Raw genomic sequence first — 20,018 nt, forward strand, 5'->3', positions numbered from 1 at the left:
ATTCGCCGCAATCCGCGACCGGAAGTGACGCCTACTTGACCTTGTCGAAGATGTCGGGACGGGAGAAAAGATAGCCCCGCGACAGTGGCCAGTAGCGGACCACGGCCGTGCCGATCACCGCGTCCACCGAGATGAAACCGCCTCCGGGCTCCTCCATGTGAGACCGGGAGTCGGCCGAGGCGCTGCGGTGGTCGCCCATCAGCCAGAGCTTTCCCGCGGGCACGGTGACGTCGAACTTATCGCCGGAAGCGAAATCGCCGGGATGGAGGTAGGAGGACTCGTCGAGGGCCGTACCGTTGACCGTGATGCGCTTCTGCTTGTCGCAGCACACCACCTTGTCGCCGCCGACGCCGATGACCCGCTTGATCGTGTCCTCGCCGTTCCATCCCTTGAAGACGATGATGTCACCGCGTTCGGGCGCGCCCGCGAGCTTGTTGACGAAGACGCGATCGTTGATCAGCAGCGTGTTCTCCATCGACTCCGACGGGATGTAGAACGAGCCGACCACGAATGCCTGCAGCAGCAGCGCGATGCCGACGCCCACGACGAGCAGCAGCACAGTCTCGCGGAAACTGCCCTTCTTCTTCTCTTTGCCCACGCCCTCCGCCTTCTTGGTGACGGCCATCAGCGCCTCTTCCGCAGGCGCCGACGGACCAGCGCCAAGGGTACGGCCAGCCCGAACCCCGCGACCAGCGGCACCTGGGTGCCGAGGGCGTTGAGGGCGGGCTGGGCGAAGGTGTCAGGGATGTCTATCGAGGAGAACCGGTCGAACGGCCAGACGATCACGAACGCCCTGCCGATGACCTGACCCACGGGAATGGAGCCCCCGCCGGGGTCGCCGGTGTGCGAGCGGGAGTCGAGGGAGACCGAACGGTGGTCGCCCATCACCCACAGCCGGTTCTGCGGGACGGAGATGTCGAAGAACTTGTCGGACGGCACGTCACCCGGATAGAGATAGCTCTCTTCCTCGATGGGCGTGCCGTTGACCGTGATGCGCCCCTTGGAGTCGCAACACTTGACATGATCACCGCCGACGCCGATGACCCGCTTGATGTAGTCCTTCTCGCCGGGCACGATGCCGAAGGCCGTGCCGACCCAGCGGAAGAACGCCGCGACGGGGTTGGACGGCTCTTCCAGCTGGAACTCACCGTCCCAGGAATCGACTCCCGAGAACACCACCACGTCGCCGCGCTCGATGTCACGAGTGTGGTAGACGAGCTTGTTGACCAGGACCCTGTCATTTGTGAGCAGGGTGTTCTCCATCGATTCCGACGGGATATAGAAGGCCTGGACCACAAACGTCTTGATGATCAGGGCCAGCACCAAGGCGACTACCACGAGAACAGGAAGTTCTTTCCAGAACGATCCCTTCTTCTCATTCTTCTCGCCCTTGGCAGGCTGCTGAGTCTCTTCGGCGACCACGTCCACCTCGTCCTCGACAGGGCGGCGCACAGCGCCGTGCTCCTGGCTCTCGCTAGTCATCGCTGACGAGCCTAGATGATGACTTGGCTCGACAAGCCTCGACCGACGTTACACCCACGCACGAGTCGCTCCACATAAAGGAAACGGCCCTGTAAAGCCGAATGGCCCGCGCGATGCGCGGGCCATCGGTAAAGGCCATGGTTACTTGGCGGCCGTCGTCTCACGCTTCTCGCGGATACGGGCGGCCTTACCGCGCAGGTCGCGCATGTAGTAGAGCTTGGCGCGGCGGACGTCGCCACGGGTCACGAGCACGATCTTCTCGATGACCGGGCTGTGCACCGGGAAGGTGCGCTCGACGCCGACGCCGTAGCTGACCTTGCGGACCGTGAAGGTCTCGCGGGCGCCGCTGCCCTGCCTGCGCAGCACGAAGCCCTTGAACACCTGGACGCGGGACCGGTTGCCTTCGACGACGCGTACGTGAACCTCGAGGGTGTCACCGGGGCGGAAAGCCGGCACGTCGCCGCGCAGGGTCGCCTTCTCGAGCTCCTGGATCTTCGTGTGCATGAGAGTCTATTCCTCAAAGTTTCGCGGGCACGCGGAGGTCCACCCGGCCACACCCGAGTCGGGCACGGCGACGGAAGCGGACACGCTTGCTGTCTCCTGGGGCCCGGGCTCGCTCATTCCCGGGCACGCAACACCGACCGCGGGATGGTCGGCAGCGATTCAGTTTGCCACATCTTTCCGGCGGACGCGAAACGACAGCTCGTCGAGGAGCTTCCTGTCGTGTTTGTCCAGCTTCTCGGGGTCGAGCGCCGCCGCGAGTTCGGGCCGGTTTCGTACGGTGCGCCGGATCGCTTCGTCCCGTCGCCAGCGGGCGACATTTCCGTGATGTCCTGACAGCAGGACGGCCGGGACCTCGTGGCCCCGCCACACCGGCGGTTTGGTGTAGACCGGGCCTTCGACCAGGTTCTCCATGGAACCGGGCGCGAAGGAGTCGTCCACGACCGACTGGGCGTTGCCGAGCACGCCGGGCAGGAGCCTGCCGATGGCCTCCGCCATGACCAGCACCGCCACCTCGCCGCCGGCCAGCACGTAGTCGCCGATGCTGACCTCGTCCACGCGCAGCCGCCCGGAGTACTCCTCCATGACGCGCGAGTCGATGCCCTCGTAGCGGCCGCACGCGAACAGCAGCCACGGCTCCTGTGCCAGCTCCTGTGCCAGCTCCTGGGTGAACGGACGCCCGCTCGGCGTCGGCACGATCAACCGCGGCAGGCCCCCTGCCCGCGGTGCGGCCGTCTGCGGCGTGACGTGACCCTCGTCCTCCGCGCTCGCGCCGCCGACAGCGCCGCCGACATCGCCGCCGACATCGCCGCCGACATCGCCGATGACCGCGTCGATGGCCTCGCCCCACACCTCCGGCTTCATGACCATGCCCGGCCCCCCGCCGTACGGCGTGTCGTCCACGGTCCTGTGCACGTCATGGGCCCAGTCGCGCAACTGGTGCACGCGTACGTCGAGCGTGCCCCGCTCCCGCGCCTTGCCGATCAGCGAGACGTCGAGCGGCGCGAAATACTCGGGAAAGATCGAGATGATGTCGAGCCGCATCACAGCAGCCCCTCAGGCGGATCCACGACCAGCCTGCCCGCCTCCACGTCGACCTCGGGCACCAGCGCCCGGACGAAGGGGATCAGGGCGTCCTCCTGGCCCTTGCGGCGTACCACGAGCAGGTCCTGGCCATGGTGCAGGACGTCCTCCACCTGCCCGACCGGCTCGCCCGCGACGGTCACCACCTCGAGCCCGATGAGCTGGTGGTCGTGGAACTCGTCGGGGTCGTCGGACGGCGTCACCTCGGCCGAGTCGATGACCAGCATGGTGCCACGCAGCGCCTCGGCGGCGTCGCGGTCGGTGACCCCTTCGAGAGACAGCAGCAGCATGCCCTTGTGCCAGCGGCGGGCCGCCACGACGAGCGGACCCCGCTCCGGCGGATCGGTCCTGATCGCCGTACCGGCGGCGAAGCGCAGCTCCGGTTCGTCGGTGCGCACCTCCACGGTCACGTCACCGCGGACCCCGTGCGGGCGGCCTATCCGGCCGACGACCAGCTGCACCTGAACCTGCTTTCTGTATCAACGCGGAGCGCCCCCATCGGAACGAGACCGATGAGGGCGCGAAAACCTGACGCTAACGGACTGCTTCGTGCAGATCGAGCAGATCGACCCGTACGTACTTCCCGTCGGCCAGGGCGTTCACGACCGTGCGCAGCGCCTTGGCGGTGCGCCCGCCGCGTCCGATGACCTTGCCCAGGTCCTCGGGGTGCACCCGGACCTCCAGGACGCGCCCGCTGCGAATGCGGCGTGCGCGGACCCGGACATCGTCAGGATGTTCGACGATGCCCTTCACGAGGTGCTCGAGAGCCTCCTCGAGCACGTCAGGCCTCGCCCTCGGCCGGGGTCTCGGCGGGGGCCTCAGCCTCGTCCTTCTTCTTGGCCTTCTTCGGCGTGGTGGCGGCCGTGCCGGTGTCGCCACCGGACAGCGCCTCCTTGGCCGCGGCCTCGTAGAGGGCGTGACGGTCGGGCGCGGGCTCGGCGACCTTGAGCGGCGCAGGGGCGGGCTCGCCCTTGAACTTCTGCCAGTCACCGGTGAGCTTCAGCAGCTTGAGCACCGGCTCGGTCGGCTGCGCGCCGACACTCAGCCAGTAAGCGGCACGCTCGGCGTCGATCTCGATGCGCGAAGGGTCGTTCTTCGGGTGGTACAGGCCGATCTCTTCGATCGCACGGCCGTCACGCTTGGTGCGGCTGTCGGCGACGACGATGCGGTACTGAGCATTGCGGATCATGCCGAGCCGCTTGAGCTTGATCTTGACTGCCACGGGTGTGGTCTCTCCTGCATTCGAGCGTGGGTGAACGGCACCTCGCCGAGTGGGGCACGACGGGATGACGCTCCAGGGACAGGCGTGACCTGCGGGAGGTGAGAGGGCACCCGCCTGGTCACGATGTTCCAACATGTCATTGTGCCAGATCGACGGCACTGCCCACGACTTGTCGGTGGCAGTGCATCGCAAAAGTACGACAATCCGAGCGCCCCAGGCGGAGGAGCCGCCCAGGCCGCCGCAGGTGGTTACTTCTGGCCGGGGAGGCGGAGTTTGGAGGGGTCGAAGCCCGGCGGCAGCTCCATCCCCGGCGGCAGCTTCCCGCCGAGGTTGCCGAGCACCCCACCCGGCTTGGGCGCCTCCTCGTCGGAACGCTCCGCGGGGGCCTTGCCGAGGGCGGCCTTGCGCGGGTCGCCGCTGACGCGCCGCCCCTTCTTGGCCTTCTTCTGCGCCTTGCTCGCCTTGCCCCGGCCGCCCGGCATGCCGGGGATGCCCATGCCGCCCGCCATCCGCTTCATCATCTTCTGGGCTTCGAAGAAGCGGGTGATCAGGTTGCTCACCGCGCTGACGGTGACGCCGGAGCCGGCGGCGATGCGCGCGCGGCGCGAGCCGTTGATGATCTTGGGGTCCTGGCGTTCGCCGGGGGTCATCGAGCGGATGATGGCCGCGATGCGGTCGAGGTCGCGGTCGTCGATGGAGTTGATCTGGTCGCGCATCTGCCCCATGCCGGGCATCATGCCGAGCAGGTTTTTGATCGGCCCCATCTTCTGGACCATCATCATCTGCTCGAGGAAGTCCTCGAGCGTGAAGTTTTCGCCCGACGTGAGCTTGCCGGCCATCTTGGCGGCCTGCTCCTCGTCGAACGTCTTCTGGGCCTGCTCGATCAGGGTGAGGATGTCACCCATGTCGAGGATGCGCGAGGCCATCCGGTCGGGGTGGAAGGCGTCGAAGTCTTCGAGCTTCTCGCCCGTGGAGGCGAACATGATCGGCCGGCCGGTGATGTGGCGGACCGACAGGGCGGCGCCGCCGCGGGCGTCGCCGTCGAGCTTGGTCAGCACGACGCCGTCGAAGCCGACGCCCTCCATGAACGCCTGCGCCGTCGTGACGGCGTCCTGGCCGATCATGGCGTCGACCACGAACAGGACCTCGTCGGGCGAGACCGCGTCGCGGATGTCGGCGGCCTGCTTCATCATCTCCTGGTCGATGCCCAGGCGACCGGCGGTGTCGATGATGACGATGTCGTGCTGCAGGCGGCGGGCCTCGTCGATGGAGCGGCGGGCCACCCCGATCGGGTCGCCGACGCCGTTGCCGGGCTCGGGCGCGTAGACGGCGACCTGGGCGCGCTCGCCCACGACCTGGAGCTGCTGGACGGCGTTGGGCCGCTGGAGGTCGGCGGCGACCAGCATGGGCGCGTGGCCCTGCTCGCGCAGCCACCGGGCGAGCTTGCCCGCGAGGGTCGTCTTGCCCGCGCCCTGGAGGCCCGCCAGCATGACGACGGTGGGCGGGGTCTTGGCGAAGCGGAGCCTGCGGGTCTCACCGCCGAGGATCCCGATCAGCTCGTCATTGACGATCTTGACGACCTGCTGCGCCGGATTCAGCGCCTGGGAGACCTCGGAACCGCGGGCGCGCTCCTTGACCTGGGCGACGAACGCCTTGACCACCGGCAACGCGACATCGGCCTCTAGCAGGGCGATGCGGATCTCGCGGGTGGTGGCGTCGATGTCGGCGTCGGACAGCCGCCCCTTGGATCGGAGGGAGGAGAAGACCGATGTCAGCCGGTCGGAAAGCGTCTCGAACACGTGGTTGGCCAGTCCTCGAAGCGAAAGTACGTCTAAGACTCCAGCCTATCCGCTCCGCTAGCCGCTCCAGCCTGGCACGGCCATCCTGACGGTGAGCGCGTGCTCGACCAGGTTGATCAGAGCGCTCTTGACCGAGTCCTTGGAGCGGGCGTCGAGCCGCACCATCGGGATGTGCGGCGCCAGCGTCAGAGCGTCGCGCACCTCGGAGTCGCTGTGCGGGTAGGAGCCGTCCCACCCGTTCACCCCCACGATGAACGGGAGCTGCGCCTCTTCGAAATAGTCGATGGCCGGGAAGCTGTCGGCGAGCCGCCGGGTGTCGACGAGCACGACCGCGCCGATGGCGCCGCGGACGAGGTCGTCCCACATGAACCAGAACCGGTGCTGCCCGGGGGTGCCGAACAGGTAGAGGATCAGGTCACGGTCGAGGGAGACGCGGCCGAAGTCCATGGCGACGGTCGTGGTCGACTTCAGCGGCGTCATGCCCAGATCGTCGATCCCGGCGGAGGCATCGGTCATGACGGCCTCCGTGGTCAACGGCATGATCTCCGACACCGCGCCGACGAACGTCGTCTTGCCCACTCCGAAACCGCCGGCGACCACGATCTTGGTCGAGGTCAAACCGGGGCTAGAGCCTGCGAAGTCCACTTAGCACCCTTTCCAGCAGGTTGACGTCCGGCCTACCCGCTTCCAGCTGCGGTTGATGCACGCGCACCAGACCCTCGGCCGCCATGTCGGCGATCAGCACCCGCACCACCCCGAGCGGGATCCGCAGCAGGGCCGAGACCTCGGCCACGGATCTCACCTGGAGGCAGAGCTGGCTGATCGCTTTGTACTCGGGCGTGATGTGGGAGAACTCCCGGTGCTCGGCCGTGGCCGAGGACACCAGCGCCTCCATCGCCAGTTTGACCCGCGGCGCCGTCCGCCCGCCGGTCACGGCGTAAGGCCGTACCGGCGAGGCCGGGTCGGAGCTCGACGGCGGCGGAGGCGGCGGCTCCCAGCCGCCGCTGTTCCATCCGCCGCTGTTCCACGTGGGATTCGACACCTACATCACCTGGTCTGGCTGGCGCGCAACTCCGCGCGCACAGCCGGAGTCAGCACCTGACCGGCGCGGTCGACCATCAGCGTCATCTGGTACGCGACCAGACCCATGTCGCAGTCGGGAGCGGCCAGGACGGCCAGGCAGGAGCCGTCGCTGATCGACATGATCAGCATCAGCCCGCGCTGCATCTCCACGATCGTCTGATTGACCGCACCACCCTCGAACACCCGCGCCGCACCCTGCGTCAAAGACACCAATCCTGACGCGATGGCGGCCAGCTGATCGGCACGATCAGCCGGAAAACCCGCCGACGCCGCCAACGGCAGACCATCGGACGACACCACCACCGCGTGCGCTACCCCCGGCACCGTGCTGACGAAGTCCGTGATTAACCAATCGACGCCACGTGCTGACTGGCTCAGGTCGTTCATGCGCGCTCATCCCTGCTCTCAACGCTTCTCGGACCGGAGGGATACGTTCTTCCCTCGCTGATGTCGTCCCGTGCTGCCCTGAAGCCTTGCTGGAAGCTCGACAGACGACTACGTACCCGTTCTGGCGAGACCGAAGGCATGGGCGCCACACCCTTGGGCGCCGACACGGTGTCCGCCGAGCCGGGCACCAGGTTGGCCTTGGGCACCCGCTTGGGCAGTCCCGCCGCCGTGGCACCGTCACGTACGGGCTCCACGACCGCCTTCGCGGCGCTCCAGCCGGCGTCGGCGTTGGCCGAACCCCAGGTGGCCTCGCCTTCGGCGCTCTGCTCGAACCAGGCGGACTCGACAGAGGCGAAGATCGGCAGGTACTCGTCCCCCGAAGAGGCGGGCTTGACGACAGGTATGGGTCCGGTGGCCGCCGACTCGGCCTCGGGCAGGTCGAAGCGTGAGCGCCGCGGGCCGAGGTCGGACGGTGCCGGTTCGGCCCAGCCCATGTCCTGGCGCTCGTCGCCAGCCGGGCGCTGGGGCAGCGAGGCACCGTTCCCCCAGCTGCCCATCGGGCTGGAGGGGGTACGCGAGGGCACCCACACGTCCCTGCTCTCGAATCCGCCGCCGCCGTTGCCGCGCGGCTCGGACGGCCAGCCCATGTCCACGCTCGGCTGGGAGGGGAAGGACGGGTGCCCGGGGCCCGGCCGGTAGTCGCCCCCGCCGCCCCACTGGGGTACGGGAGGAGGCGGCGGGGTGGGCTGCTGGCCGCCGAAGCCGAAGCCGAAGCTGTCGTCGCGCGAGTCCATCGACGGCATGGACGGCATCGAAGGCATGGACGGCATGCCCTGGTTCCCGCCCGCCGGGTAGGCGGGGGACTGCGAGCCCAGGAGGGTCTCGGGGATCAGCACCATCGCGGTCAGGCCGCCGGAGCCGTGCGGGCGCAGCTGCACCCGGATGCCGTGGCGGTGGGCCAGGCGGGCGACCACGAACAGGCCCATGCGGCGCGACACCGAGACGTCCACGCTGGGCGCGTCGATGAGGCGTTCGTTGGCCTGGGTCAGTTCGTCGGCGGTCATGCCGATGCCGGAGTCGGTGATCGACAGCATCACGCCGCCGCCGTCGATCCGGCTGCCGGAGACCGTCACCCTGGTCTCGCGTGGCGAGAACGACAGCGCGTTCTCCACCAGCTCGGCGAGCAGGTGGATGACGTCGTTGACGGCCTGCCCGGCGACGGCCACGCCGTCGGGGACCTGGAGCACGACGCGTTCGTAGTTCTCGACCTCGGACAGCGAGGCGCGGGCCACGTCGACCAGCTTGACGGGCTTGCTCCAGCGGCGAGGAGGCTCCTGGCCGGCGAGGACCAGCAGGTTCTCACTGTTACGCCGCATGCGGGTGGCCAGGTGGTCCAGCTTGAACAGGTTGCCCAGCCGGTTCTCGTCCTGCTCGCCCTGCTCCAGACCGTCGATCAGGGTGATCTGCCGCTCCACCAGCGTCTGACTGCGGCGCGACAGGTTCACGAACATCGCGTTGACGTTGCTGCGCAACCGGGCCTCCTCGCCCGCCAGCCGCACCGCCTCGCGGTGCACCTCGTCGAACGCCCGCGCGACTTCACCGATCTCGTCGTTGGAGGCGACTCCGATGGGTTCGACGTCCGAGCTGTCGACGGCCGTCTCCGTCTCGCGCATCTGGCGGACGGTGTCGGGCAGGCGGCGTCCGGCGATGAACAGGGCTTCCCTGCGCAGCCTGCGCAGGGGGCCGCTGAGCGAGCGAGCCATGATCACGGTGACCAGCAGGACCAGGATGAGCAGGAGGACGATCGCGCCCGCCGCGATGATGGCACTCTGTTGCTCCGCGCCCTCCAGGGTGCGGCTGCGCAGCACGATGCTGTCGGCGGCCTGCTGCTCGACCTCGCGCATCCCGTCGATGGTCTCGGTGATGGCGTCGTACCAGGCTTTGCCGTCTCGGGTGAGCCCGATCTGGCGGTCGGTCAGGAGCAGGCCGGCGTTCTGGAGCACCAGGGCGCGCTGCGAGAGGATCTCCGCGCGGTCGACGGCCTTGCCGCTGACGGTGTCGTCGTACAGCTGGCGAAGTTTCAGCGAGACCTGCGACCTGAAGGTGCTGAGCTCACTGTTCTTCTGGGCACGCGCGGCGATGAAGTCGTCGAGCGCCGTCTTGCCGAAGGACCTGGTCGCCAGCGCGGCCACGAGCAGGGCGCGCTGGGTGGAGACGTACTGCTTGGCTCGGGACAGCGCGCCGAAGCCGGCCACGCTGGCGGACAGCTCCTCGTCGACCGCGCCTCGGTCGATCTTGTCGTTCAGCGACAGCAGGTCCGAGATGGTCCGGTCGTAGAGGGTGATGACCGAGTTCACGTCGAGCTGGGAGTCCATGGCGGTCTCTCGCGACGTGGCCAGCTCGTCGAGCCGGTTCTTGATGATCAGAGCCTCGGCCGCGTGGGGGCTGTCCCCGGTGCTCAAGGTGTCGACGTCGCCTCGGACGTCGGTGACGAGCTTGTCGACCCGTTCGTACTGGGTCTTCACGTTGGAGGGGGTACCGCCTCTGCGTCCCTGCGCGACGTACATCGCGCTCAGGTCGCGCTCGCTCTCCACTTCGTGGGCGAGGCCCGTCAGCTGGCTGGCCAGCACCGCGACCTCGTTGACCTGTGCGTACTCGTTGGCCGTGGCGATCGAGGTGGCGGCCCTCAGGCCGCCCAGCGTCAGTGCGGCGATGGTCGGGATGACGACCAGAACCACCAGCTTGGAGCGCACGCGCCAGTTACGCAGAGAGAAGCGGGCCCCCGCCTTCCGGCTGCCGCCTGCGGCTTTGCCCGGAGCCTGCGTCTGTGGTTTATGGGATGCCATTTGGGGGGCTCCATCAGTTAAGCCCTGATCCCCGCCCACAGAGGGGACAACACTCTTCACTTGCCTCCGCAACCTCTCCTCGGATGGTTTGGTGCACGAAGATCACGTCATGCCGGTGTTTGCAGTGTGACGCCGACGCACCCTTGGGGCGAGAGCTAATTGGAGCACATCAACAGGAGATCGGCCAATACCGCAAAGATCTCAGTTGCCACGCAATCCGACAATCTTCTCATAAGTCAACACCTGTCGCCCAGTCCCCCCGGCCAAGGTGAGCACTCCAGATAATCGGACAAAACGGGCAATATCACTCTATATGTGTATATATCTCGTTAATTTCCGGTGGACTGGATGCGGTAGGAAGCCCTGGCTGCGCTAGGGTGCCACCGTCGTTGAACACTCCCGTTCGCACTCACCCCCCTCGGTTCAAAGGAGACCCGCAATGCGGTTCGGTGCATTAGGGCGCACTGCTCTGATTGGGCTCGTCGCCTCCCTCGTCATCACGGGGTGTTCCAGCTCGGGCGAAGGAGGCGGCACCACCAGCGCCTCCTCGGAAATGAAGACCGACCTGCTGATCGGCCAGTACCCCGGTGCGGACTCCGCCCCTCTCTTCATTGCCATGGAGCGCGGTTTCTTCAAGGAAGAGGGCCTCAACGTCAAGCAGGAGCCGATCCAGGCTCCGCAGGCGGTACTGCCCAAGCTCTCCAACGGAACCATGGACGTCGTCCTCGGCAGCTACGCCACCATCCTGACGATCCAGGAGGCGGGCACCGAGAAGTTCAAGTACATCGCCGACTCCTACCAGGGTGCGGCCGGTGCGTTCGGCATCATGGTCAAGAAGGGCTCGACCATCAAGGACGTCGCCGGCCTCAAGGGCAAGAAGGTCGGCGTCAACGCCCTGGCCGGTCTGGGCGTCCTCACCATGAACCCGCACTTCAAGATCGCCGGTCTGGACCCCAAGACCGACATCCAGTACGTCGAGGTTCCCACCACCAACTGGCTCAGCTCGCTCGACAAGGGCGACGTCGACGCGGTGTGGATGACCGACCCGTACGTCAGCGAGGCCAAGAAGACGCTCGGCGCCACCATGCTGCTGGACACCATGTCCGGCCCGACCGACGGCCTGCCGATCACCGGCTGGGCCGCCACGGAGAAGTGGGTGTCGGAGAATCCGAAGACGCTCGCCGCCTTCCAGCGCGCCATGGCCAAGGCCCAGAACATCGCCGCCACGGACCGTAGCGCGGTGACCAAGGTGCTGCCGACCTTCACCAAGATCCCGGCGGAGACGGCCGCGACCATCAACCTGGGCAACTACCCGACCACGCTGAGCGCCGACCGCATCCAGCGGGTCGCCGACCTCATGCTCGACGCGGGCATGCTCAAGAAGCAGATTGACGTCAAGTCAATGATTTACACCGCCCCTCAGGGATGATGAGCACGATCACCGCAGTGCGGGGCGAGCGGTCTCCGCTCGCCCGCGCGAAACTCATCAAGGTCACCCGCCACGCCGTCGGCGTGGCGGGTTTTCTGCTCGCCTGGCAGTTGCTCGGGATGTCCGGCCTGGTGAAGTGGCTGCCTCCGGCGATCGACACCCTGGTCAGGGCCGTCGGGCTGGCCGTAGACCCGGTCTTCCTCGACGACCTGCGGGGCACGCTGGTCGCCGCGATCATCGGGCTGCCGCTGGCCGTGGTGATCGCCGTGCCAATCGGGCTGCTGCTGGGAACGGTCCCGGCCGTCGAGGAGATGACCCGGGTGTTCGTGGAGTTCCTGCGGCCCATCCCCTCGGTGGCGCTGATCCCGCTGGGGCTGTTCTTCTTCCAGCCGGAGATCAACGCGAAGGTGGCTCTCATCGTCTTCGCCGCCTCCTGGCCGATCCTCATCAACACGCTGTACGGCGTGCGTGACGTGGACCCGCTGGGCAAGGAGACGCTGCGCTCGTTCGGCTTCGGCAAGGGCGCGGTCATCTGGCGGGTGTCCCTGCCGAGCGCGGCCCCGTTCATCGCCACCGGAGTGCGCCTGGCCGCGAGCATCACGCTCATCCTGGCCGTCAGCTTCGAGTACATCGTGGGCGGGTCGAGCGGCATCGGCAGCTTCCTCATCGAGGCGAGCACGGGCATCGGCGCCGACGCCATGATCGACGTGATCGCGGCGCTCATCTGGGCCGGAGTGATCGGTCTCGTCGTCAACACCCTGCTCATGCGCGCCGAGCGGCGCCTGTTCAAGTGGCGGACGGCATGATCCGTACCCTGGTCAAACGGCTCTGGCTGGTTCCCGTCGTGCTGATCGCGTGGGAGCTGACCGCGCGCTCGGCCGAGAGCCCGTACCTGCCGGGCCCGATCCGGATCCTGTCCCGCATGTACGACATGTGGTTCTCCGGGCCTTACATCCTCACCGACGAGGCCATCGACAACTTCGTCCCCAGCCTGGTCCGCGTGACCGGGTCCTGGTGCCTGGCCGTGATCGTGGGCGTGGCACTGGGAGTGGCGATCGGCCGCAGCTCGTGGCTGGCGGACTACGTCTCGCCGCTGATCGAGTTCGGCCGGGCGGTGCCGCCGCCCGCGATGCTGCCGGTCTTCCTCGTGCTCTTCACGATGGGAACGCAGGTGCAGGTGGCGACCATCGTCTTCGGCATCGTCTGGCCGATCCTGCTCAACTCCATCGACGGCGCGCGCAGCGTCGACCATCTGAAGATCGAGACGGCGACGGTCTTCGGGGTGCCGGCTCACCTGCGGTTCAGCCGGATCATCCTGCCGTCGGCCGCGCCGAAGATCTTCGCCGGGCTGCGGCTGAGCGTGTCACTTGCGCTGATCCTGATGATCATCTCGGAGCTGAAGGGCAGCACCGAGGGGATCGGCTACCTGCTCAACCTGGCCAGCAACAACGCCGACATGCCGGCCATCTGGGCCGGAGTCCTGCTGCTCGGCGTGCTCGGCTACGTACTCAACACCCTGTTTCTCATGGTGGAGCGGCGCGTGCTCGCCTGGCACCGCGACGCCCACCGCATCGCATAGGAGAGTTCACGCCCGTGAGCGAGCTGCTGCTGAAGAACGTGAAGGTCGTCACCCACGACCGCGACGAGCCCATCGACGCGGACGTCGCCATCGAGGACGGCCGGATCGTCCGGGTCGAGCCGGGGCTGTCCACGGCGGGCGAGGTGATCGACGGGGGCGGCCGGCTGGCCTTCCCCGGAGTCGTGGACGCCCACCAGCACTGGGGCATCTACAACCCCCTGCCGGAGGACGCCGAGTCGGAGAGCCGGGCCAGCGCCCAGGGCGGCGTCACCACCGCGCTCACCTACATGCGGACCGGTCAGTACTACCTCAACAAGGGCGGGCCCTACGCCGAGTTCTACCCTGAGGTGCTGCGGCAGGCCGAGGGCAGGGCCTACGTCGACTACGGGTTCCACCTGGCACCCATGTCGAGCGGGCACATCGGCGAGCTGCCCGACCTGGTCGAGCGGTTCGGCGTCCCGTCGTTCAAGATCTTCATGTTCTACGGCGGTCACGGGCTGCACGGGCGCTCGAACGACCAGAGCTCGTTCCTCATGCTGCCCGAGGGCGAGCGTTACGACTACGCGCACTTCGAGTTCGTGATGCGCGGCGTGCAGGCGGCCCGCGAGCGCCTGCCCGAGCTGGCGAGCGAGATCTCGCTGTCACTGCATTGTGAGACAGCCGAGATCATGACGGCCTACACCAAGCTCGTGGAGGAGGCCGGGGAGCTGAGCGGGCTGGCCGCCTACAGCGCCTCGCGTCCTCCGCACTCCGAGGGGCTGGCGGTCTTCATCGCCTCCTACCTCGCCCACGAGACGGGGCTGGGCAACGTCAACCTGCTGCACCTTTCGTCGCGCAAGGCCATGGACGCCGCCGTACGCATGGCGGCGACGTTCCCGCACATCGACTTCCGCCGCGAGGTCACGATCGGCCACCTGCTCGCCGACGTGGACACCGCCAACGGCATCGGCTCCAAGGTGAACCCGCCGATCAGGCCGCGCGAGGACGTCGAGGCCCTGTGGGAGTACGTGCTCGACGGCACCGTGGACTGGGTCGTCAGCGACCACGCCTGCTGCCGCGACGAGGTCAAGTTCGGCGAGCCGCGCGACAACGTCTTCCTGGCGAAGTCCGGGTTCGGCGGGGCCGAGTACCTGCTGCCCGGCCTGGTCACCGAGGGCCGCCGCCGGGGGCTGCCGTACGGCCGCATCGCCGCGCTGACCTCGTGGAACCCGGCCAAGCGGTTCGGCCTGCGCACCAAGGGCACGATCGCGCCCGGGTTCGACGCCGACATCTGCCTGGTCGACCCCGCGCAGACGTGGACGGTGCGGGCGCAGGACTCGGAGTCGACGCAGGAGTACACGCCGTTCGAGGGGTTCGAGCTGACCGCCAGGGTGACCGACACGTTCGTGCGCGGCCACCGGGTGCTGGACTCCGGCAAGATCGTGGGCGCTCCTGCGGGCAGGTACGTGTCCCGGCCCGCCTGATCACCAGTAGCACACGCCGCCGCCGTACGGACGAGCAACCGTCTCATCCGTACGGCGGCGGCGTTTTGTCAGCTTTCACAGGAGCGATTCCCCGCAGCGCCGGTCCCGCGCGGGAGCGGCCCTTCCCCGCACGACGGTTCCACAGGAACGATTCTCCGCCGAGCCGGTTCGCACGGTGCCCAATTGATCATCATTCGGGTACGCTCCGGGCCAGTGACGTCAGTCGCTCTCCATGACGCGATAACCCCCCGGTAGGAGAACGCATGAGATCACGAATCCCGGCCGTCGTCCTCGGGCTCGCCCTGGCTCTTTCCGGGTGTGGTGGCGGCGACTCCCCCACTCCCACAGCCGCCGGCGGCACCGGCTTAGAGAAGACCACGATCAAGGTCGGTGCCCTGCCCATCCCCGACCCGGCCGCCCTCTACATCGCCCAGGCCAAGGGCTTCTTCAAGGCGGAGGGCCTGACCGTGGAGCCGGTGACGATCACCGGCGGCGCGGCGGCGTTGCCGCAGATCGAGAGCGGCGCCCTGGACATCTCGCAGACCAACTACGTCTCGACGATCCTGGCCGCGGGCCAGGGCAAGAAGATCAAGCTGGTCGCCGACATGTACCAGGCGGCGCCCAACACCTTCACCATCATGGTGCCCAAGGACTCCCCCATCCGGTCGGTGGCCGACCTCAAGGGCAAGGTCGTGCTGGTCAACAACCTCCAGAACATCGCCACCCTGGCGGTGACGTCCCAGATCAAGGCCGCCGGCCTGGCCACGGACGACGTCAGGTACATCGAGAAGCCGTTCCCCGAGATGGGCAACGCGCTCAACTCCGGCCAGGGGGACGCGGCCTGGATCACCGAGCCGTTCATCACGGCCAACAAGAACGCGCTCGGCTTCCGCACGATCGCCGACACGATGACGGGCGCCACGGCGGAGTTCCCGATCGCGGGCTGGATGGCCAGTGAGGACTGGGCCGCGAAGAACCCCAGGACGCTGGCGGCCTTCCAGCGGGCGATCGCCAAGGCACAGCAGCTCGCGTCGTCCGACAGGAAGGAGGTCGAGGCGATCCTGCCGACGTACACGAAGATCGACGCCAAGACGGCGGCGGCCATCGCCCTGGGCACCTTCCCGACCTCGCTCGACGCGGCCCGGCTGCAGAAGGTCGCCGACCTCATGCTCGAATACGGGTACCTCAAGAGTCCCGTGGACGTGAAGTCGATGATCGTGCCGACCACCGGATGATCGCCGCGCGCGTGCTCCGCGGCGCCGCCGGCGTCGCGGGGTTCCTCGTGGCCGCGGAGTCGTTCATCCGGTTCGGGCTGGGCGAGGGGCTGGTCTTCCCCGCGCCGTCCGCGATCCTGCTCGGGGCGTGGGAACTGCTCGCGGACGGCGTCTTCCTGGAGGGGGCGCTCGCGACGCTGACGAACTGGGTGCTCGGCCTGCTCGCCGCCACCGCGGTGGCCGTGCCCGCCGGTGTGCTGCTCGGCGCGCTGCCTCCGGCCGAGCGCGCCATCAGGCCGGTGCTGGAGTTCCTGCGGCCGATCCCGTCCGTGGCGATCATCCCGCTGGCGATCCTGCTGATCCCGGTGGACGAGCTGATGAAGGTCTCGGTCATCGTGTACGCCTCCATCTGGCCGATCCTGATCAACACCCTGTACGGCATGCGCGACGTGGACCCGATGGCCAAGGACACCCTGCGGGCCTTCGGGTTCGGGCCGCTGGCCGTACTCGTCCGGGTGAGCCTGCCGAGCGCGGCCCCGTTCGTCGCCACGGGCGTCAGGATCGCGGCCGGGATCGCGCTCGTGCTGGCGGTCAGCGCCGAGCTGGTGGCGGGCGGCGTGGCAGGCATCGGCGTCTACGTGAACGTGGCCGGGAGCGGCAACCGGATGGACCTCATGATGGCGGCCACGTTCTGGGCCGGGGTGCTGGGGGTGGCGGCGAACCTGGTGCTGCTGGCCGGGGAGCGCCGCCTGTTCCACTGGCACCGGGCGCGGACGGGAGAGGCGGAGTCGTGAGGGCCCTCATCAGGCTCTGGGTGATCCCGCTCGTGCTCGTGCTGTGGGAGCTCGCCGCCCGCGCCCTGGCGGACACGGACTTCCCGCCGCCGACGACGATCATCGCCCGCATGCACGCGCTGTGGTTCTCGGGCCCGGCCGGGCGGCTGTTCCTCACCGAGGACGCCATGGGCAACCTGCTGCCGAGCCTCGGCCGCATGTTCGGCGGCTGGGTGCTGGCCGCGGTGATCGGGGTGCTGCTGGGGACGGCGCTCGGGCGGTCCCGCACCGCGACCGACTATGTGGACCCGCTGATGGAGTTCGGGCGCTCCATCCCGCCGCCGCTGCTGCTGCCGGTGTTCGTGCTGCTGTTCAAGGTGGAGCTGACCACGCAGCTGGCCACGATCGTGTTCGGGGTGATCTGGCCGGTCCTGCTCAACTCCGTGGACGGCGCCAGGTCGGTGGACCGCGGCTACACGGAGACCGCGACGGTCTTCGGCCTGACCAGGGCGCAGCGCCTGCGCCTGGTCGTCCTGCCCGCCGCCGCGCCGAAGATCTTCGCCGGGCTGCGGCTGAGCCTGTCGCTGGCGCTGATCCTCATGGTGATCACCGAGCTCATCGGCGGCTCCAACGGCATCGGGTACCAGCTGCTGCAGGCCCAGCGCAGCTTCGACGGGGCGGGGGTGTGGGCGGCGATCGCGCTGCTCGGCGTGCTCGGCTACCTGGTGAACGCGCTGTTCGTGCTGGCCGAGCGGCGCGTCCTGGTCTGGCACCGCCAGTCGGGCCGGGGCTGAGGGCCTACGACTCCGGGGCCGAGTCTGAGTCGGGGTCGAACGCGGCCACCAGCCGGAGCAGCTCGCCCACGTCGCCGGCCTGCTCCAGGCGGCCCGCGAGCCCGGCCACGGCGTCGGCGGTGGCGGCGGAGAGCCGGCCGGCCGCGTTGTCGCGGAACTTCAGCGCCAGCTCATCCGCCGACAGCGGCCGATCAGGGCCGCCACGGTTGGCCAGCACCTCCTGCCGCCACTCCCGGCCGTCGGCGTCACGGGCCCGCAGCACGGCGGGGAACTGGTGCGGGAAGATCTCCGTCGCGCGCTCGTCCGGCACCACGTCCACCTTGGCCATGAGCTCACGCCGCAGCGGGTCCCTGGCCAGCTCATCGGTGAAGTCGGCCAGGCCCAGACCGAGCCCGCCGCCGCCGAGCAGCCCGGCCGCCACCGCGTACGGGCCGCTGAACTGCGCCTGGTAACCCGTCTCCGGGGTGCGCTTGGCCTCGATCGGCTGCCCGATGGTCCTGATCACGGGCGCGGGGACGCCCAGCGTCAGGCTCTTCACCCGGTGCGGGTCAAGCCCCTGCGCGCGCAGGCCCATCGCCGCGTCGATGGCGGCGTGGGTGAAGTGGTTGGCCGGGTACGGCTTGAAGAAGATGCCGGGCACGGCCCACTCCGAGCCGAGGCCCCTGGTGATCTCGCCGGGCTCGTAGTGGCCGTGCAGGAACGCCTCGAAGAAGCCGAAACGTCCCTCGATCACGGTCGGAGGGCCGGTGAAGCCGCGCCGGACCAGGTCGGCCGAGGTCACCGCCGCGTGCGCGGCCCATCCGCAGTGCAGCCGCTTGACCGTGCCGCCGGTCCTGTTGCCCTCGATGATGCCCGAGGCGGTGGAGGCGGCCAGGCCGAGCGAGTCGAGCACGCCTTCGGCCGGCAGGCCGAACAGCAGCGCCGCCGCGACGGCGCCGCCCATGGTGCCGCAGATGGAGGTGGCGTGCTGGCCGTGCTCGAAGAAGGTCGAGTTGCCGGCTTCCGGGTCGTATCCGGCCATGCCGAGGCGTACGCAGACCTCAAGGCCCACCGCTATGGCGCGGATCGTGTCCCGGCCCGAGGCGCCGGCCAGCTCGGCGGCGGCCAGCGCGGCCGGAATGACGGGGGCGCTGGGGTGCAGCACGGAGGGCAGATGGGTGTCGTCGTAGTCGAGCGAGTGCGCGAGCACGCCGTTGGCGAGCGCGGCCAGCGCGGCGGGCACCTTCGCGCCGCCGCCCACGACGTGCGCCTGCGGGGCGCCGCCCTGGTCACGGACATAGGAGACGATGGCGGTGCTGGTCGGCAGCCGGTGCGCGGCCACGCAGAGCCCGATCACGTCGAGTACCCGCTTGCGCACGCTGTCGGCGACCTCCTCCGGCAGCGTGTCGTAGGTGGTGCCGGCCGCGAACTCCGCCAGCAACCGGCCCAGGGTCGGCTCAGCCACGGGACTCCTCCTGGCTCGCAGGTGTGCCCGCCACCAGCGCCAGCGGACGCACCGGGGAGCCGGTCGCGCCCAGGAAGGCCAGCGGAGACAGCACGAACGTGAACTCGTGCACGCCGTCCCGGGCCAGTCCGTCCAGGTCCATCGCCTCGACGATGTAGACGCCGGATTCCACCAGCAGCACCCGGTGCGCGGGCAGCACGCTGTGCCCCTCCCCCGGGGCCAGGCGCTCGAACGCGATGGTGTCGGCGCCCACCGCGTGCGGGGACCTGGCGGTCAGCCAGCGGGCTCCCGCCTCGCCCACGCCGGGCACGCCCGACCTTGCCCCGATGTAGACCTCCCGGTCGGGGTCGGCGAAGTGGCGTCCCCATCCGCTGCGGACCAGGACGACGTCTCCGGGGGCGGGTTCGACGCCCTGGCGGCGTACGGTCTCGTCGAGATCGGCCGGGGTGATCTCGTAACCCGGCGCGCACGACTCCAGCCCGAGCGCGGCCGGCACGTCAAGCAGCACGCCGCGGCGGACGATCGGCGCGATCGTGTGCACGCCGTGCTCGGGGTAGCGGCCCCCGACGCACGCTTCCGCCGCGTCGGCCCCGCCGTGCAACCTGCCGTCCTGGGACACGTGCGCCAGCGCGTCGATGTGGGTGCCGACGTGGGTGCCCATGAAGATCAGGTCGTTGGCGGCCGACCCCCCGTCGGGACGCACCTTGTCGCCGTGCCGGCGCGGGAGCGTGTGGGTGTAGGCGGGGTGGTTGGGCGACTGGGGCATGCCGGCGAAGAGCGGCCTGCCCAGGTCGTAGATCCTCACACCGCCACGCACCGCGTCGAGCAAGGGGTCGGTGTTCGCGGTCGTGCTCATGTTCTCCGTCTCTTCTCACCGACGTCTCTTCTCACAGACGTCTCTCTTACCGGGCGCCTGTCC

General features: G+C 68.8%; 21 protein-coding genes. 7 read left to right on the forward strand and 14 right to left on the reverse strand.

What is annotated here, in order from left to right; translation table 11 throughout:
• Positions 1 to 31: 31 nt before the first annotated feature.
• The 12 genes from lepB (ABFX54_RS13455) to ABFX54_RS13510 form a co-directional block, all read right to left on the reverse strand.
• Positions 32 to 625, reverse strand: a complete 594-nt coding sequence (gene lepB, locus ABFX54_RS13455) for a signal peptidase I (protein ID WP_346104672.1) — start codon at positions 623 to 625, stop codon at positions 32 to 34.
• Complete coding sequence (gene lepB, locus ABFX54_RS13460; RefSeq protein ID WP_346104674.1) at positions 625 to 1,482, reverse strand: signal peptidase I; 858 nt, start codon at positions 1,480 to 1,482, stop codon at positions 625 to 627. Before lepB (ABFX54_RS13460) ends, lepB (ABFX54_RS13455) begins: the two co-directional genes overlap by 1 nt.
• Before the next feature lie 141 nt (positions 1,483 to 1,623).
• Positions 1,624 to 1,986, reverse strand: a complete 363-nt coding sequence (gene rplS / locus ABFX54_RS13465) for a 50S ribosomal protein L19 (RefSeq protein WP_106251970.1) — start codon at positions 1,984 to 1,986, stop codon at positions 1,624 to 1,626.
• Positions 1,987 to 2,145: 159 nt separating this feature from the next.
• Complete coding sequence (gene trmD / locus ABFX54_RS13470; protein ID WP_346104676.1) at positions 2,146 to 3,027, reverse strand: tRNA (guanosine(37)-N1)-methyltransferase TrmD; 882 nt, start codon at positions 3,025 to 3,027, stop codon at positions 2,146 to 2,148.
• Entirely contained in the window at positions 3,027 to 3,527 is a 501-nt protein-coding gene (rimM, locus tag ABFX54_RS13475) for a ribosome maturation factor RimM (RefSeq protein ID WP_346104678.1), read from the reverse strand. Before rimM ends, trmD begins: the two co-directional genes overlap by 1 nt.
• Positions 3,528 to 3,600: 73 nt before the next feature.
• Positions 3,601 to 3,846, reverse strand: coding sequence for an RNA-binding protein (locus ABFX54_RS13480; RefSeq protein ID WP_043634919.1), 246 nt, complete (start codon positions 3,844 to 3,846; stop codon positions 3,601 to 3,603).
• A 1-nt stretch (position 3,847) separates the two neighbouring features.
• A complete protein-coding gene (gene rpsP / locus ABFX54_RS13485) occupies positions 3,848 to 4,288 on the reverse strand; it encodes a 30S ribosomal protein S16 (RefSeq protein WP_346104681.1) in 441 nt (146 codons plus the stop codon).
• Between the two features lie 248 nt (positions 4,289 to 4,536).
• A complete protein-coding gene (gene ffh / locus ABFX54_RS13490) occupies positions 4,537 to 6,087 on the reverse strand; it encodes a signal recognition particle protein (RefSeq protein ID WP_346104682.1) in 1,551 nt (516 codons plus the stop codon).
• A gap of 57 nt (positions 6,088 to 6,144) precedes the next feature.
• A complete protein-coding gene (locus tag ABFX54_RS13495) occupies positions 6,145 to 6,705 on the reverse strand; it encodes a GTP-binding protein (protein WP_106252091.1) in 561 nt (186 codons plus the stop codon).
• 7 nt (positions 6,706 to 6,712) lie between these two features.
• Entirely contained in the window at positions 6,713 to 7,129 is a 417-nt protein-coding gene (locus tag ABFX54_RS13500; RefSeq protein ID WP_393271781.1) for a DUF742 domain-containing protein, read from the reverse strand.
• Positions 7,130 to 7,134: 5 nt separating this feature from the next.
• Positions 7,135 to 7,557, reverse strand: coding sequence for a roadblock/LC7 domain-containing protein (locus ABFX54_RS13505; RefSeq protein WP_346104683.1), 423 nt, complete (start codon positions 7,555 to 7,557; stop codon positions 7,135 to 7,137).
• Positions 7,554 to 10,403: a sensor histidine kinase gene (locus ABFX54_RS13510; RefSeq protein WP_346104684.1), complete on the reverse strand. Its 2,850-nt coding sequence runs from the start codon at positions 10,401 to 10,403 to the stop codon at positions 7,554 to 7,556. Before ABFX54_RS13510 ends, ABFX54_RS13505 begins: the two co-directional genes overlap by 4 nt.
• A 553-nt stretch (positions 10,404 to 10,956) precedes the next feature.
• Here ABFX54_RS13510 and ABFX54_RS13515 point away from each other — a divergent pair.
• From ABFX54_RS13515 to ABFX54_RS13545, 7 genes are all read left to right on the forward strand, one after another.
• Positions 10,957 to 11,832, forward strand: a complete 876-nt coding sequence (locus ABFX54_RS13515; RefSeq protein WP_346104685.1) for an ABC transporter substrate-binding protein — start codon at positions 10,957 to 10,959, stop codon at positions 11,830 to 11,832.
• 17 nt (positions 11,833 to 11,849) lie between these two features.
• Complete coding sequence (locus ABFX54_RS13520; protein WP_346104686.1) at positions 11,850 to 12,638, forward strand: ABC transporter permease; 789 nt, start codon at positions 11,850 to 11,852, stop codon at positions 12,636 to 12,638.
• Complete coding sequence (locus ABFX54_RS13525; RefSeq protein WP_346104688.1) at positions 12,635 to 13,411, forward strand: ABC transporter permease; 777 nt, start codon at positions 12,635 to 12,637, stop codon at positions 13,409 to 13,411. Before ABFX54_RS13520 ends, ABFX54_RS13525 begins: the two co-directional genes overlap by 4 nt.
• A 14-nt stretch (positions 13,412 to 13,425) precedes the next feature.
• Positions 13,426 to 14,874, forward strand: coding sequence for a dihydroorotase (locus ABFX54_RS13530; RefSeq protein WP_346104689.1), 1,449 nt, complete (start codon positions 13,426 to 13,428; stop codon positions 14,872 to 14,874).
• A gap of 263 nt (positions 14,875 to 15,137) precedes the next feature.
• Complete coding sequence (locus tag ABFX54_RS13535; RefSeq protein WP_346104690.1) at positions 15,138 to 16,109, forward strand: ABC transporter substrate-binding protein; 972 nt, start codon at positions 15,138 to 15,140, stop codon at positions 16,107 to 16,109.
• Positions 16,106 to 16,882 carry an ABC transporter permease gene (locus ABFX54_RS13540; RefSeq protein WP_346104691.1) on the forward strand — a complete coding sequence of 259 codons (777 nt, stop codon included), beginning with the start codon at positions 16,106 to 16,108 and terminating at the stop codon, positions 16,880 to 16,882. Before ABFX54_RS13535 ends, ABFX54_RS13540 begins: the two co-directional genes overlap by 4 nt.
• Positions 16,879 to 17,655 carry an ABC transporter permease gene (locus ABFX54_RS13545; RefSeq protein ID WP_346104692.1) on the forward strand — a complete coding sequence of 259 codons (777 nt, stop codon included), beginning with the start codon at positions 16,879 to 16,881 and terminating at the stop codon, positions 17,653 to 17,655. The genes ABFX54_RS13540 and ABFX54_RS13545 overlap by 4 nt, the downstream gene beginning before the upstream one ends.
• Before the next feature lie 4 nt (positions 17,656 to 17,659).
• Here ABFX54_RS13545 and ABFX54_RS13550 read toward each other — a convergent pair whose 3' ends face one another.
• Positions 17,660 to 19,099 carry an MmgE/PrpD family protein gene (locus ABFX54_RS13550; protein WP_346104693.1) on the reverse strand — a complete coding sequence of 480 codons (1,440 nt, stop codon included), beginning with the start codon at positions 19,097 to 19,099 and terminating at the stop codon, positions 17,660 to 17,662.
• Positions 19,092 to 19,955 carry a cyclase family protein gene (locus tag ABFX54_RS13555; RefSeq protein ID WP_346104694.1) on the reverse strand — a complete coding sequence of 288 codons (864 nt, stop codon included), beginning with the start codon at positions 19,953 to 19,955 and terminating at the stop codon, positions 19,092 to 19,094. Before ABFX54_RS13555 ends, ABFX54_RS13550 begins: the two co-directional genes overlap by 8 nt.
• Between the last annotated feature and the right edge of the window lie 63 nt (positions 19,956 to 20,018).

Origin of the sequence: Nonomuraea maheshkhaliensis, from assembly GCF_039529435.1 — a bacterium.
GTDB lineage: Bacteria > Actinomycetota > Actinomycetes > Streptosporangiales > Streptosporangiaceae > Nonomuraea > Nonomuraea maheshkhaliensis.

What these genes read in the sequence shown, in the direction of transcription:
- lepB (WP_346104672.1), bottom strand. Translation starts at nt 625, where the DNA reads ATGGCCGTCACCAAGAAGGCGGAGGGCGTGGGCAAAGAGAAGAAGAAG.
- lepB (WP_346104674.1), bottom strand. Translation starts at nt 1,482, where the DNA reads ATGACTAGCGAGAGCCAGGAGCACGGCGCTGTGCGCCGCCCTGTCGAG.
- rplS (WP_106251970.1), bottom strand. Translation starts at nt 1,986, where the DNA reads ATGCACACGAAGATCCAGGAGCTCGAGAAGGCGACCCTGCGCGGCGAC.
- trmD (WP_346104676.1), bottom strand. Translation starts at nt 3,027, where the DNA reads ATGCGGCTCGACATCATCTCGATCTTTCCCGAGTATTTCGCGCCGCTC.
- ABFX54_RS13505 (WP_346104683.1), bottom strand. Translation starts at nt 7,557, where the DNA reads ATGAACGACCTGAGCCAGTCAGCACGTGGCGTCGATTGGTTAATCACG.
- ABFX54_RS13510 (WP_346104684.1), bottom strand. Translation starts at nt 10,403, where the DNA reads ATGGCATCCCATAAACCACAGACGCAGGCTCCGGGCAAAGCCGCAGGC.
- ABFX54_RS13515 (WP_346104685.1), top strand. Translation starts at nt 10,957, where the DNA reads ATGAAGACCGACCTGCTGATCGGCCAGTACCCCGGTGCGGACTCCGCC.
- ABFX54_RS13525 (WP_346104688.1), top strand. Translation starts at nt 12,635, where the DNA reads ATGATCCGTACCCTGGTCAAACGGCTCTGGCTGGTTCCCGTCGTGCTG.
- ABFX54_RS13535 (WP_346104690.1), top strand. Translation starts at nt 15,138, where the DNA reads ATGAGATCACGAATCCCGGCCGTCGTCCTCGGGCTCGCCCTGGCTCTT.
- ABFX54_RS13540 (WP_346104691.1), top strand. Translation starts at nt 16,106, where the DNA reads ATGATCGCCGCGCGCGTGCTCCGCGGCGCCGCCGGCGTCGCGGGGTTC.
- ABFX54_RS13555 (WP_346104694.1), bottom strand. Translation starts at nt 19,955, where the DNA reads ATGAGCACGACCGCGAACACCGACCCCTTGCTCGACGCGGTGCGTGGC.